This is a genomic window from Pseudomonas sp. MBLB4123, from assembly GCF_051904775.1.
GTDB classification, from domain to species: Bacteria; Pseudomonadota; Gammaproteobacteria; order Pseudomonadales; family Pseudomonadaceae; genus Aquipseudomonas; species Aquipseudomonas benzenivorans_B.
The window spans coordinates 1195252-1208134 of record NZ_CP196711.1; the positions used below are offsets into that span (position 1 = coordinate 1195252).

At 63.8% G+C, this 12883-nt stretch carries 11 protein-coding genes and 1 pseudogene; 4 read left to right on the forward strand and 8 right to left on the reverse strand.

The genetic code is table 11. From position 1 onward, the window contains the following. Positions 1 to 12 precede the first annotated feature (12 nt). Both mexE and ACSX1C_RS05700 read right to left on the reverse strand, forming a co-directional pair. Complete coding sequence (mexE, locus tag ACSX1C_RS05695) at positions 13 to 1260, reverse strand: multidrug efflux RND transporter periplasmic adaptor subunit MexE (RefSeq protein ID WP_439888615.1); 1248 nt, start codon at positions 1258 to 1260, stop codon at positions 13 to 15. Positions 1261 to 1410: 150 nt separating this feature from the next. After that, a complete protein-coding gene (locus ACSX1C_RS05700; protein WP_439888616.1) occupies positions 1411 to 2328 on the reverse strand; it encodes a LysR family transcriptional regulator in 918 nt (305 codons plus the stop codon). Between the two features lie 212 nt (positions 2329 to 2540). Between ACSX1C_RS05700 and ACSX1C_RS05705 the strand changes: the two genes are divergently transcribed. Then, positions 2541 to 3554 carry a zinc-dependent alcohol dehydrogenase family protein gene (locus ACSX1C_RS05705; protein WP_439888617.1) on the forward strand — a complete coding sequence of 338 codons (1014 nt, stop codon included), beginning with the start codon at positions 2541 to 2543 and terminating at the stop codon, positions 3552 to 3554. Positions 3555 to 3732: 178 nt separating this feature from the next. Beyond that, complete coding sequence (locus ACSX1C_RS05710; RefSeq protein ID WP_439888618.1) at positions 3733 to 4425, forward strand: phosphoribosyltransferase; 693 nt, start codon at positions 3733 to 3735, stop codon at positions 4423 to 4425. A gap of 16 nt (positions 4426 to 4441) precedes the next feature. Here the strand turns inward: ACSX1C_RS05710 and ACSX1C_RS05715 are convergent, their stop codons facing one another. Further along, positions 4442 to 5566: a CapA family protein gene (locus ACSX1C_RS05715; protein ID WP_439888619.1), complete on the reverse strand. Its 1125-nt coding sequence runs from the start codon at positions 5564 to 5566 to the stop codon at positions 4442 to 4444. Between the two features lie 437 nt (positions 5567 to 6003). On the opposite strand from ACSX1C_RS05715, the pseudogene ACSX1C_RS05720 reads away from it, so the two are divergent. Further along, positions 6004 to 7157 (forward strand): annotated as a pseudogene (locus tag ACSX1C_RS05720) (IS3 family transposase); the annotation flags it as partial. Between the two features lie 285 nt (positions 7158 to 7442). Here the strand turns inward: ACSX1C_RS05720 and ACSX1C_RS05725 are convergent. From ACSX1C_RS05725 to gorA, 3 genes are read right to left on the reverse strand one after another with little or no spacing between them, the layout of a single operon-like run. Then, a complete protein-coding gene (locus ACSX1C_RS05725) occupies positions 7443 to 7823 on the reverse strand; it encodes a VOC family protein (protein ID WP_439888620.1) in 381 nt (126 codons plus the stop codon). A gap of 2 nt (positions 7824 to 7825) precedes the next feature. Further along, positions 7826 to 8449 carry a trimeric intracellular cation channel family protein gene (locus tag ACSX1C_RS05730; protein WP_439888621.1) on the reverse strand — a complete coding sequence of 208 codons (624 nt, stop codon included), beginning with the start codon at positions 8447 to 8449 and terminating at the stop codon, positions 7826 to 7828. A gap of 7 nt (positions 8450 to 8456) precedes the next feature. Continuing rightward, positions 8457 to 9815, reverse strand: a complete 1359-nt coding sequence (gene gorA, locus ACSX1C_RS05735; RefSeq protein WP_439888622.1) for a glutathione-disulfide reductase — start codon at positions 9813 to 9815, stop codon at positions 8457 to 8459. A gap of 94 nt (positions 9816 to 9909) precedes the next feature. Here gorA and ACSX1C_RS05740 point away from each other — a divergent pair, with 94 nt between their 5' ends. Beyond that, on the forward strand, positions 9910 to 10332 hold the full coding sequence (locus ACSX1C_RS05740) for a VOC family protein (RefSeq protein ID WP_439888623.1): 423 nt from the start codon (positions 9910 to 9912) through the stop codon (positions 10330 to 10332). Between the two features lie 45 nt (positions 10333 to 10377). Here ACSX1C_RS05740 and galU read toward each other — a convergent pair whose 3' ends face one another. Both galU and ACSX1C_RS05750 read right to left on the reverse strand, forming a co-directional pair. Further along, positions 10378 to 11217 carry a UTP--glucose-1-phosphate uridylyltransferase GalU gene (gene galU, locus ACSX1C_RS05745; protein WP_439888624.1) on the reverse strand — a complete coding sequence of 280 codons (840 nt, stop codon included), beginning with the start codon at positions 11215 to 11217 and terminating at the stop codon, positions 10378 to 10380. 39 nt (positions 11218 to 11256) lie between these two features. Next, positions 11257 to 12618, reverse strand: coding sequence for a UDP-glucose dehydrogenase family protein (locus ACSX1C_RS05750; protein ID WP_439888625.1), 1362 nt, complete (start codon positions 12616 to 12618; stop codon positions 11257 to 11259). Positions 12619 to 12883: the final 265 nt, after the last annotated feature.

Consider the following 12883-nt stretch of genomic DNA (forward strand, 5'->3'; position numbering starts at 1 on the left):
GTCGTTTACCTGTTAGCCGCGCGGCGCAGTGGCGGTGCGTTCGCCGTGTTCGGCAACCCGGGGGGCATCGCGGTCTTCGACGGCCTTACGCTGGCGGGCCAGGGTGGCCAGGGTGGCCAGGGTCTCGGCATCGGCCATGGGCACCTCCTGCGGGTCGACGGCCGAGCCGGGCAGGGCACGCTGCAGGCCGTTGACCACGATTTTCTCGCCCTTGCCCAGGCCCGCACGGACGATGCGCAAGCCTTCGACCTTGGGCCCCAGCTCGATGGCACGGTAGGCGACGGTGTTGTCGTCGCCGAGCACCAGGACGAACTTCTTGCCCAGGTCGGTGCCGACGGCAACGTCCCGAATCAGGGTGGCGGCGTAGGTGCCGCTGCCGACCAGTTTCAGCCGGGCATAGAGGCCCGGGGTGAAGCGTCCGTCCTGGTTGTCGAACACCGCGCGGCCGCGGATGGTGCCGGTCTGCGGGTTGACCTGGTTGTCGAGGAAGTCCAGTTGGCCCAGGTGCGGGTGGCCATCCTCGCTACTCAGGCCGAGGTACACCGGGCTGGCATCCCGGGCATCGCTGCCGGACTGACGCGCCAGCTCGAGGTACTTGAGGAATACCCGCTCGTCGGCGTCGAAGTAGGCGTAGACCTTGTCGGTGCTGACCAGGCGGGTGAGCAGGCTTTGCCCGGCCGTGACCAGGTTGCCGGCGGTGATTTCGGCGCGGCTGACCCGCCCATCTATCGGCGCGGTGACCCGGGTGAAGCTGAGGTTGAGGCGGGCATTGTCCAGTTCGGCCTGAATACCGGCCACGGCCGCCTGGGCCTCCTGGGCGGCACTGGCACGGGCATCGGCCAGCTCCGCGGAGATCGCGTTGCTCTTGCGCAGGCGCTCGCCGCGCTTGGCCTCGCTGGCGGTACGTGCCTGATTGGCCCGGGCTTGCTGCAGTTGGGCTTGCAGGCGCTTGACCTCGGCCTGGAACGGCCGCGGGTCGATCTGGAACAGCAGGTCTCCCTGCTTCACCAGGCTGCCTTCGGCGAAGGCCACGCGGTCGATGAAACCGGAGACGCGCGGGTGAATTTCCACCGACTCCGGGGCTTCCAGGCGTCCGGTGAATTCGTCCCACTCGTTGAGCGGCTGTTCGATGACTTCGGCGACGCTGACCTGGGCCGCCGGCATCTGCGCGGTGGCCTGGGGCGACTCACCGCAGGCGCCGAGGGTCACTATTGCAGCAAGGGCCAGAGGCAGGCGCCAAAGGTGGTTGAGCTGTTCCATGTGAGGTTCCGCCACTTGAGTTTGGAGTGGGCGGAGTCTGCGACGCGATCCGGGGCAATACGAATCGAACGCCGCGAAGGTGACTATCAGCGGCAGTGATGAACAGCTTGCTGTTATCGATGCGGGCGATAGAGGGGCAGGGGGAGCCTCTCAGCCCAGGCTGTCCGGGTCGCCGACGAACATCTGGATGCGCGAGCGCAGCCAGCGTTCGGCGGGATCGTTGTCCTGTGCGCCGCGCCAGGCCATATGCAGCTCGAAGGTCTGGGCGTCCAGCGGCAGGTCCTCGGCACGCAAGCCACCGGAGGCGGTCAGGGCATCGGCGGTGTAGTCCGGCACCGTGGCGACGATGTCGGTACCGCTGAGCAGGGGGCCGAGGCCATTGAATTGCGGCACGGCCAGCACCACGCGGCGGCGCCGGCCGAGCGCCTCCAGCTCTCTATCGATGAAACCGCTAAGGTCGCCGGCGAAGGACACCAGGGCATGGGGGCGCGCGCAGTAGTCGTCCAGGCTCAGCGGCCCGGGCACGCTGTCGGCGCGCAGCAGCTTCGGCTTGCTACGGCGCATCACCTTGCGCTTGGCATTGGCCGGCAGCTCCTCCGTATAGCCGACGCCCACGGATATCTCGCCGGAGGCGAGGAGCCCCGGCATCAACAGGTAGTTGGTACGGCGGATTACCAACACCACGCCCGGCGCCTCGGCGCGCAGGCGCTTGATCAGCGGCGGCAGCAGGCCGAACTCGACGTCATCGGACAGGCCGATGCGGAACACCGCCGTGCTGGTCGCCGGATCGAACTCGGCGGCGCGGCTGACCGCCGTGGAGATCGAGTCCAGCGCCGGCACGAGCAGGGAGAAGATCTCCTGGGCCCGGGTCGTCGGCTCCATGCTGCGGCCGGTGCGGACGAACAGCGGGTCGTCGAACAGACCACGAAGGCGGGAGAGGGCGGCGCTGATCGCCGGCTGGCCGAGGAACAGTTTTTCCGCGGCGCGCGTCACGCTGCGTTCATGCATCAGCGTTTCGAACACGACCAGCAGGTTGAGGTCGACTCGGCGGAGGTCGTTGCGGTTCATCCGGTGTCCATTCTGGAGAGGGCGCGCGGCGCGCTGCTCGGCTCAGGCTAATGCCGAACACTGCCGCGAAGCAACTCGCCAGTCGCCTCCATTGATATTGGCTGACGCAATCATCACCGACAGACATGGTGAATATCAGGCCTGGCTGGTGGCATTGCCGATAAAGCCCGGATAAAGTCGAGGTCAATAGGGGTCAACCGGCGAGGTTTGCGATGTCCCGCATCATCCGTTTCCATCAGTTCGGCGAGGCCAACGTCCTCAAGATCGAAGAGCGCTCGTGCCCGTCGCCCGCCGCCGGCGAGGTGCTGATCCGGCCCCAGGCGGTCGGTATCAGCTGGTATGACGTGCTCTGGCGGCAGAACCTGGCCAACACCCCGGCACAGCTGCCTGCGGGTCTAGGCCATGAACTGGCCGGCGAAGTGGTGGCCGTGGGCGAGGGGGTCGAGGACCTGGCAGTAGGGGACCAGGTCGCCAGTTTCCCGGGCCACAACGTCAACCGCTATCCCGCCTATGCCGAGGAAGTGGTACTGCCGCGCAGTTCGCTGACGCGCTATCCGGAACAGTTGACCCCGCAGCAGGCCAGCGTGCACTACTTGCCCTCGCTGGTAGGCTGGTTCGGCTTCGTCGAGTTGGCACGTCTGAACCCCGGCGAGACGGTACTGGTGACCGCGGCCAACCGTTGTTGGGGGCCCTATATCGTGCAACTGGGCAAGGCCCTGGGGGCCAAGGTGATCGCCGCGACTGCGGACGCCGAGGACCGGGACTTTCTCCGTGAGCTGGGCGCCGATCACATCATCCTCACCGAGGAGCAGGACCTGGTCAGCCGGGTCATCAAGCTGACCGACGGGCGTGGCGCCGATATCGTCATGGATGCCCTAGGCGGGCCGCAGATGTGCTTGCTCGGCGATGCCCTGGCACCGCGCGGGCGCCTGGTGCTGTACGGCCTGCAAGGTGGCAACGAGACGCCGTTTCCGGCTTGTGCCGCGTTCCAGAAGAACATCCAGTTCTTCGTCCACTGCATCGGTAACTTCACCGGCAAGGAGGAACTGGGCATCCCGCAGGACGAGGCGGCGGTGGCCAAGGCGCTGCAGGGCATCAACCAGCTGACCCGCGACGGCCTGCTGCGGCCACTGATCAACCAGGTATTTCCCTTCGACAAGGTGGTCGAAGCCCACAAGCTGATGGAAACCTGTCCGAGCCGGGGGCGGGTGGTGCTGCAGGTCTGATCCGCTAGAGGTCCACCGACCGACCTGCGTCGGCTCGACAGCGGCTCGTGCACTCGTCCTGCCGTTTCCCTCCGCGATGTTCCACTTGTCGCGACGTCCCGCGCGGAGGGCTGCGACGCTGGATCGAGGGCGTCGCCGGGGGCATAGTTAAGAAAGCTTTCTTGCCGAGGGTGCGAAGATGACGCAGGAAGCCCTTATCCCCGTTCCCATTCCCGACCGAATAGCCGCAGGCCAGGGGCTGGCTCGACTGTTGTCGGCCTATCGCCGTCGCCCCGATGTCATCGTGCTGGCCTTGCCCCGCGGCGGCGTGCCAGTGGCCTATCAGATCGCCGCAGCACTTGAGGCGCCCCTGGATCTGATGCTGGTGCGCAAGCTCGGGGTGCCGGGGCATGCGGAATTGGCCATGGGCGCCATCGCCAGTGGCGGAGTGCGGGTGATGAATCCCGACGTTCTGGACTGTGCCCATGTCGATCAAGCCAGCATCGAGGCCGTCGCAGAACGGGAGGCCGCGGAGTTGCAGCGCCGGGCCCGGGTCTATCGCGGCGAGCGGCCAGCGCCCGTGCTGCGTGACCGGCAGGTGATACTGGTCGACGACGGCGTGGCCACCGGCGCCACCATGCAAGCGGCGGTGCAGGCTGTGCGCCAACAGGCCCCGACGCGCATCATAATCGCCGTGCCGGTCGCCGCCGCAGAGAGTGCTGCGCAGCTGCGTGGCCAAGCCGACGAGCTGGTTTGCCCCTGCGAACCGATGATGCTGATGGCTATCGGCCATTGGTACGTGGATTTCGGCCAGACGCCGGACGAGGAGGTGGTCGATCTGCTCCACCGCGCCTGGCAGCGCGAAGACGAATGGCGGCCCTTGCATCGGTGATGCCCCGATCATGACGCTAGTGTGGCGAGTCGGGCCAGACCAGGGCGAAGCCGTTCTCGCTGGTCGGGCGAACGGTACAACCGAACCGTGCGCACTCACGGCTGAGGGTATGCTGCAGCCATTGCCGGTCCGCGCCTTCGGCTCTCTGGATGCTCAGACGTTGCTGGCGCGTGGGCTGCAACTCCAGGGACAACAGGCGACCATGGGCGTCCAGATCGGCGAAATACAGCAGCCCCAGATCGCCACGATAGGCGGCATAACCATCGATGCCCTCGTAGTCGTCCAGCAGGTCGCCGCAGCCATAGAGGATCAGATGCTGCCGGTAGACCTCGATGGCCTTGATATGGTGCGAGGAGTGGCCGTGCAGCAGGTCCACGCCGGCTTCTTCGATCAGGCCATGGGCGAAGTCGATCTGTTCCTCGGGGATGGCGAAGCCCCAGTTGCCCCCCCAATGAACAGACGCCACCACCCGGTCCCCAGGCTGCTTGGCCGTCTGTATGTGCTGCGCAATCTGCTCCAGGCTCTGTCGCGAGAGATCAGCCAGGCGGGCGACACCCGCGCGCTGCGGTGCGGCCGCCCAGTCTGCCGGGACGCCGCTGTCCTCGGTGGCGAAGGCAAAGAGTAGTAGCCGGCCACCAGGCAGGGGCAGGATGGCCGGCGCCGTGGCGTCCTCCTGGTCGAGCCCGGCCCCGGCATGGCTCAAGCCATGGGCGCTCAGGCCATGCAACGTGTCGATCAGGCCGGACTCGCCCCAATCCAGCACATGATTATTGGCCAGCGCACAGCAGTCGATCCCGGCCACCTCCAGCAATGGCAGGTTGGCGGGATTCATCCGGTAGTTGATGCCCTTGGGTTGCGGCCGCCCGCGACGGGTTACTGCGGTTTCCAGATTGACCAGGCGAAGGTCTGGGCGACGACGCCTGAATTCATCCAGGGCAACCCCCCAGACATAGGCGAAATCCACCGGCCAGGGAATAGGCCCATTGCGCCGTTCAGCCAACTGCACATAGTCACCGGCGTGCTTGACGTAAGGCTCATGGAGACGAGGGTCACCAGGGTAAGGCAGTATCTGATCGATGCCCCGTGCGCACATCAGGTCGCCGCCGAGAAACAGGGTGATGCACGGATTGCAGTGAGGCATGGCAACCTCCCGAGAGATCACGGGCGTCCCTTAAACCTCTGATCGAATTCCCTTGGTTCAGCCTGCAATGTTCAGCGGCAGCATTCAAGACCCTCGCGCCCGTGGCACCGGCCCAACACTTCGCATAATGTATATTATGTTAAGTGAGTGCCGTTTCAGGGGTGTTGCGTTTACGAGCCTCAGGAACCTATTGCAGCCCTCTGCTTCCTTACACGAAGCTTGCCAGTGCTAGTTCTTCGTCTCTAGCATCGCCGTCCTATGGCATGCATCAAGCTTCGAAATTCTTCTATTCCCAAATCGACCAAGGGTTGGCTTCTGATTGATGATCTGAGCCTTCCCAGGTTTTGGGCGACTGTGTGGGCCGATGTCCTCAAGGGGTTCTACCCCGTTAGCACGGACACTTTCGAGTAAGCTCACATCGAGTTAAAGGAGTGTTCATGTCCAAGCGCAAGAAATACAGCCCGGAATACAAACGGGAAGCCATCGAACTGGCTCGTCGCTCTGGGACGAGTTGCCGGCAGGTGGCCCTAGAGATTGGTGTTGCGCCACCCCTGCTCACGCGCTGGGTTAGAGAGGCGCAGCCAGACGGAGAAAGGGCATTACCTGGTACTGGAAGCCCTCGGGATGAGGAGCTTGCCCGTCTCAAGCGTGAGCTGGCCCGAGTGACCAAGGAACGTGATTTTTTAAGAGACGCGGCAGCGTACTTTGCCAAGGAGTCATCGAGCGGTACACGGTGATCCAGCGCTGCCGCAACGAGTACCCGGTGCGATTGATGTGCCGCTGCCTGAAGGTATCTGCCAGCGGCTATTACGCCTGGCAGGATCGCGAGCCCAGTCCGCGCGCTCAAGAGAATGCGCGCCTGATGAAGCGCATTCGTGAAATCCATGAGGACAGCCGTGGCGTGATCGGAGCACCGCGCATGCGCGAAGATCTGCTCGACGAAGGCGAAACCGTGAGCCTGAATCGTATTGCTCGTCTGATGGCGGCAGAGCGAATTCAAGGTTGGCCACGTCGAAAGAGGCGCGGCTTCGGTCGAGCAGCTACCAGCCGCCCAGCAGGCGTAAAAAATCTGCTGGAGCGCAACTTCACCGCCTTGGAGCCGGAACGCAAATGGGTCACGGACATCACGGAGATTGCCACCCTAGAAGGCAAACTGTTCCTGTGTGTGGTGCTCGACCTGTACAGCAAGTTGGTGATCGGTTGGTCGATGCATCATCGCCAGGATCGGTAGATGGTGATCCGAGCGGTGGAAATGGCGATTTGGCAGCGCCAGGGTGACTGGTCAGTGATCCTGCATTCAGATCGAGGCAGCCAGTTCACCAGCGCTGACTATCAACGCTTTCTGAGTCGCAACACGCTGGCTTGCAGTATGAGTGCGGTCGGACATTGTGGCGATAATGCTGCCTGCGAAGGCTTCTTCGGCCTACTCAAGCGGGAGCGGATTGCCCATCAATCGTATCGGACTCGCGACGAAGCACGAGCGGATCTATTCGACTACATCGAACGATTTCATAATCCAAGGATGCGTCGTAGAGTCGCCCGGCAAGATCTGAAGTTTTCAGCCCTTTTAAAACCGTCCGTGGAAATGGGGGAGAACCCAAGGGCCCGCCAATCGTCTAAGAGAAGCAATGAGGAAGCAGGAAGGAGAACGCCGCCGAGAGCGCCTGGGCCCTCCAGCATTCGCGAAAAAATGAGTGCTCTTGAGATTTGTAACTGTCTGTGTGCAACACCAAGGGGGAATCCCAGGTGCAACGGCCTGTCTCTCCATAGAACCCATAAACCCTAGTGTTTACTTGGAATCTGAGCTTGAGAGCAACGCAACACCGTTCGAAACGGCCTTCACTGTTAAAATAAGTTATACCGACAGTGAGACGGCTCAGCGCAAATACCGACCGATCTCTATCAGATTCCCGTCCGGGTCACGGAAATACACCGATTCGATTGGTCCGAGTGCTCCTGTACGCAGGACCGGCCCCTCTTCTATCTCGACCCCTTGCTCAGCCAGATGGCGGAGTATTCGCTCGAGGGCCCAGTCGCTGATCAGGCACAAGTCGATGGCCCCCGGTGTCGGGCGCGCGGCCTTGGGCTCGAATTCGCGACCGGCCTGATGCAGGTTGAGTTTCTGCTTGCCGAACACCAGAGCACTGCGACCACTGCCGAACAGTTCATGACGCATGCCCAGTACACGCTCGTAGAACGCCACGGTGGCGCCGACATCGGCAACGGTCAGCACTAGGTGATCCAGGCGTTCGATCATCGTTAGTCTCGATCCAGCAAATGAAAACGCGGCAAGGAAAAGCGCCAGCGAATGGCCGCCATGCGGATGCTCAGCACGGTCAGCATGGCAATGCCGGTGTCCATCCAGTGCGGCGTGTTGAGCAGGCGCAGGCCAATAAACACCAGCGCACCGGCGATGCAGGCGGTGGCGTAGATTTCCTTTTTGAAGATCAGCGGGATCTCGTTGCAGATCACGTCGCGCATCACCCCGCCCGCCACGCCCGTCATCACGCCCATGATCACCGCCGTACTGAGCGGCACGCCGTGCTGCATGGCTACTTCGGTGCCGATCACGGTGAAGACGGACAAACCGAAGGCATCGGCGATCAACAGGCCGGTCTCGTGGATCGGCTGGGTCAAGCGCACCCAGACGACGGTCCCCACGGCCACCAGGGTCGCCACGGCGATATAGGTATCGTCGCGAATCCAGCTGACCGGGTGGTTGTCCAGAATCAGGTCGCGCAAGGTGCCGCCGCCGAGGGCAGTGATCACCGCGATGACCAACACGCCGAACAGATCCATGGACTTGCGTCCGGCCATCAGCGCACCGGTGATGGCGAACACCGCCACGCCGAACAGGTCGGCCAGGTAGAAGAGTTGTGCCATGTGCTCCTCAGGCCGGAATCGGGGTTCGCATGGTCACGAACTCCTCGGCGGCGGTTGGGTGCACGCCTACGGTGTCGTCGAACACCTGCTTGGTGGCTCCGGCTTTCAGGGCGACGGCCAGGCCCTGGACGATCTCGCCCGCCTCCGGACCGACCATGTGACACCCCAGCACGCGGTCGCTGGCGGCATCGACCACCAGCTTCATCAGGGTGCGCTCCTGGCATTCGGTGAGCGTCAGCTTCATCGGCCGGAACCTGCTCTCGTAGACCGTCACCTGAAAGCCATCCGCCCTCGCCTGTTCCTCGGTCAGACCGACGGTGCCGATATTCGGCAGGCTGAAGACCGCGGTCGGGATCGTCTGGTAATCGACGCGGCGATACTCGTCTGGCTTGAACAGCCGCCGTGCCACCGCCATGCCCTCGGCCAGGGCGACCGGGGTCAGCTGCACTCGACCTATTACGTCGCCGATGGCCAGGATCGAGGGAACGCTGGTCTGGAAGTGTTCGTCGACCCGGATGAAGCCCTCATCGTTCAGCGCGACCGCGGTATTCTCCAGGCCCAGGTTGTCGAGCATCGGCCTGCGGCCGGTGGCGTAGAACACGCAGTCGGCCTCCAGCGTGCGGCCGTCCTGCAAAGTGGCCAGAAGGCTGCCATCGGCCTGCTTGTCGATGCGTACGATGTCGCTGTTGAACTGCAGATCCAGACCGCGCTTGCTCAACTCGTCACGCAGGTGGCGGCGCACCGCGCCATCGAAACCACGCAGGAACAACTCGCGGCGATACAGCAGCGAGGTCTGCGCCCCCAGGCCATGGAAGATCGAGGCGAATTCCACGGCGATATAGCCGCCACCGACCACCAGCACGCGCCTGGGCAGTTGTTCGAGGAAGAACGCCTCGTTCGAACTGATCGCATGCTCGCTGCCGGGGAACTCGGGAATGTGCGGCCAGCCGCCGGTGGCGATAAGGATGTGCCGGGCGCTGTAACGCCGGCCGTCCAGTTCCACGCTGTGGCCATCGAGCAAGCGCGCATGGCCTTCGAGCAGGGTCACCCCGCTGCTTTCCAGCAGGTTGCGGTAGACGCCGTTGAGACGCTGGATTTCGCTGTTCTTGTTGGCGATCAGGGTCGACCAGTCGAACTGGGCCTTGCCGAGCGACCAGCCGAAGCCCGTGGCCTGTTCGAAGTCCTCGGCGAAGTGCGCGCCATACACCAGCAATTTCTTCGGCACGCAGCCGACATTGACACAGGTACCGCCCAGGTAGCGGCTCTCCGCCACCGCTACGCGCGCGCCGAAGCCTGCGGCGAAGCGCGCGGCCCGTACGCCGCCGGAACCGGCACCGATCACAAACAGGTCGAAGTCGTAGGTCATGTCAGCCTCCTTAGCAGGTCGCCAGCATACCGCAAACCTCGCGCCACCCTGCACACCACGCCTATGCTTGGAGGATGTGCACGGGAGAACGCTCATGCCCCCTACCCTCACCCACCTGGCTCTGCATGTGCCCGACCTGGATGCCTGCGTAGCCTTCTACGCCGAGTTCTGCGGTATGCGGGTGATCCACGAGCGGGCCGGCAAGGGTTCGCGCATCGTCTGGATGGCCGAGCCGGGCAAGGAGCACAGCTTGATCTTCGTGATCATGCCGGGCGGTGCGGATCGCCAGCTGGCCGCGGACGATTACAGCCACTTCGGCTTTGCCCTGGCCAGTCGCGAGGAGGTCGACGCCGTGGCAGCCAGGGCGCAGGCGGCCGGCTGTCTCATCTGGGCGCCGCGGGATGAGCCCTACCCGGTCGGCTATTACTGCGGCCTGCGCGACCCGGCGGGCAACTATGTGGAGTTCAGCTATGGTCAGCCCCTGGGTCCGGGCTCGGAGGCCATGCCGATTCCCTAAAGGAAAAGAGCCGCCTTCAGGCGGCTCTTGCTCCATGGCTGTGCCTCAGTAGGCCTTGCCAGGTTTGTAGAGGTTCTGGAAGCAGAAGTTGGTGGCGTCGATATAGCCTTCCGCACCGCCACAGTCGAAACGTTGGCCCTTGAACTTGTAAGCCAGCACGCAGCCGTCCTGGGCCTGCTTCATCAACGCATCGGTGATCTGGATCTCGCCGCCCTTGCCCGGTGGGGTGTTCTCGATGATCTCGAAGATATCCGGGGTGAGGATGTAGCGGCCGATGATCGCCAGGTTGGACGGGGCATCCTCAGGCTTGGGCTTCTCGACCATGTTATGCACCCGGTAGATGTCGTCGCGGATCATCTCGCCGGCGATCACCCCGTACTTGTGGGTCTCTTCGGCGGGCACTTCCTGGATCGCCACGATCGAGCAGCGGAACTGGTTGTACAGCTTGACCATCTGGGTCAGTACGCCGTCGCCCTCCAGGTTCAGGCACAGGTCGTCGGCCAGCACCACGGCGAAGGGCTCGTCGCCGATCAGCGGGCGGCCGCTGAGGATGGCATGGCCGAGGCCTTTCATTTCCACCTGACGGGTGTAGGCGAAGCTGCACTCGTCGATCAGGCGGCGGATGCCGACCAGGTATTTCTCCTTGTCAGTGTCGCGAATCTGGTGCTCGAGCTCATAACTGATATCGAAATGATCCTCCAGCGAGCGCTTGCCGCGGCCGGTGACCATGGCGATCTCGGTCAGGCCGGCATCGAGCGCCTCTTCGACGCCATACTGGATCAGCGGCTTGTTCACCACCGGCAGCATCTCCTTGGGCATGGCCTTGGTCGCGGGTAGAAAGCGCGTGCCGTAACCGGCGGCTGGGAACAAGCATTTCTTAATCATGGGACTCCTTGGAGGGGAACAGAATGCCGACGCAGTCTATCAGGCTGCGCCGGCCAGACAACGGCCGAGCGCCGGCCTCCCGATGCCACGGTAGAGAAAACCCAGCTCGGCGAGCTGCTTGGCGTCGTAGATGTTGCGCCCGTCGAACAGCGCCGGCATGCGCATCAAACCGCGGATGCGGGCGAAGTCCGGCTGGCGAAACTGCTTCCATTCCGTCACCAGCACCAGGGCATCGGCGCCCTCGACGACGCCGTAAGGCGATTCGCTCAGGCGCAGCTGGCCGCTCTCCAGCGCCTGGACATAGCGCGCGGCGACGCCGCTCGTGGCGACCGGGTCGCAGGCCTGAACATTGGCCCCGGCCGCCAGCAGCGCCTCCAACAGCACCAGGCTGGGAGCTTCGCGCAGATCGTCGGTGCCTGGTTTGAAGGCGAGTCCCCAGAGGGCGACCACGCGCCCCTGCAGATGGCCGGAGAAGTGCTCGCGTAATGCCTGGAACAGCAGGGTCTTCTGCAATGCGTTGCGCGCTTCTACGGCACGCAGGATGCCCGGCTCTATGCCCTCCTGCTCCGCCGCGCGGATCAACGCGCGCACGTCCTTGGGGAAGCAGGAGCCCCCATAACCGCAACCCGCGTAGATGAAGTGGGTGCCGATGCGCGTGTCGCTGCCGATGCCCCGACGCACCTGCTCGATATCCACGTTCAGGCGCGCGCAGAGTCCGGCCATTTCATTGATGAAGGAGATCTTGGTGGCGAGGAAGGCATTGGCCGCGTACTTGCTGAACTCCGCAGCACGCACGCCCATGCACAACAAACGCTCGTGGTTGCGCAGGAAGGGCGCGTAGAGACGGCGCAGCAGTTCGGTGCCTGCCGCATCCTCGCAGCCGATAATCACCCGATCCGGGCGCATGAAGTCGTCCACGGCCGAGCCTTCCTTGAGAAACTCCGGGTTGCTGGCCACCGAGACCCGAAACGTTTTGCCGCGCTTCCCCAGGCAACCATTGATCCGCTGGCCGACCCGCTCCGCCGTGCCGACCGGCACCGTCGACTTGTCGACCACCAGGCAAGGCTGTTGCAAGACCGCGCCCAACTCCTCGGCCACCGCCATGACGTGGGACAGATCGGCCGAACCGTTTTCCCCGCTAGGCGTGCCCACGGCAATGAACACCACATCGGCCTGGGCGGTGCCCGCCGCCAGGGACTGGCTGAAGCTGAGTTGGCCGCTGGCCAGATGCGCCTTGAGCATCGGCTCCAAGGCCGGTTCGTAGATAGTCGCCTCGCCGCGCTTCAGGCGTGCGACACGAAAGGGATCACGCTCGACACAGACCACCCAATTGCCCATCTCGGCAAAACAGGCCGCCGTCACCAAGCCCACATAGCCAGCGCCAATCACGCAGATTCTCATCGTCGCCTCTCCGAAAGACCTGCTTCGATTGCAGCCAATCCATGTGGCAGGCAGATGGCGCAGTCATGACAGTGCAGTGACCGGGACGAGGCTTAAGTAGAGGCGAAGACTCCGAGCAGCGAGCGCAACATCTGATGCCATGGCGGTACCACTACAACTCGGCCACGCGCCAGACTCGGTTACGCCCCGTCTTTGAGTCTTGCGCCACCTCCACTGAACAAGGTACGGGGTTTACACCGCTAGACTGAGGCAAGGCAAAACAGCC

What these genes read in the sequence shown, in the direction of transcription:
- mexE (WP_439888615.1), bottom strand. Translation starts at nt 1,260, where the DNA reads ATGGAACAGCTCAACCACCTTTGGCGCCTGCCTCTGGCCCTTGCTGCA.
- ACSX1C_RS05700 (WP_439888616.1), bottom strand. Translation starts at nt 2,328, where the DNA reads ATGAACCGCAACGACCTCCGCCGAGTCGACCTCAACCTGCTGGTCGTG.
- ACSX1C_RS05705 (WP_439888617.1), top strand. Translation starts at nt 2,541, where the DNA reads ATGTCCCGCATCATCCGTTTCCATCAGTTCGGCGAGGCCAACGTCCTC.
- ACSX1C_RS05710 (WP_439888618.1), top strand. Translation starts at nt 3,733, where the DNA reads ATGACGCAGGAAGCCCTTATCCCCGTTCCCATTCCCGACCGAATAGCC.
- ACSX1C_RS05715 (WP_439888619.1), bottom strand. Translation starts at nt 5,566, where the DNA reads ATGCCTCACTGCAATCCGTGCATCACCCTGTTTCTCGGCGGCGACCTG.
- ACSX1C_RS05725 (WP_439888620.1), bottom strand. Translation starts at nt 7,823, where the DNA reads ATGATCGAACGCCTGGATCACCTAGTGCTGACCGTTGCCGATGTCGGC.
- ACSX1C_RS05730 (WP_439888621.1), bottom strand. Translation starts at nt 8,449, where the DNA reads ATGGCACAACTCTTCTACCTGGCCGACCTGTTCGGCGTGGCGGTGTTC.
- gorA (WP_439888622.1), bottom strand. Translation starts at nt 9,815, where the DNA reads ATGACCTACGACTTCGACCTGTTTGTGATCGGTGCCGGTTCCGGCGGC.
- ACSX1C_RS05740 (WP_439888623.1), top strand. Translation starts at nt 9,910, where the DNA reads ATGCCCCCTACCCTCACCCACCTGGCTCTGCATGTGCCCGACCTGGAT.
- galU (WP_439888624.1), bottom strand. Translation starts at nt 11,217, where the DNA reads ATGATTAAGAAATGCTTGTTCCCAGCCGCCGGTTACGGCACGCGCTTT.
- ACSX1C_RS05750 (WP_439888625.1), bottom strand. Translation starts at nt 12,618, where the DNA reads ATGAGAATCTGCGTGATTGGCGCTGGCTATGTGGGCTTGGTGACGGCG.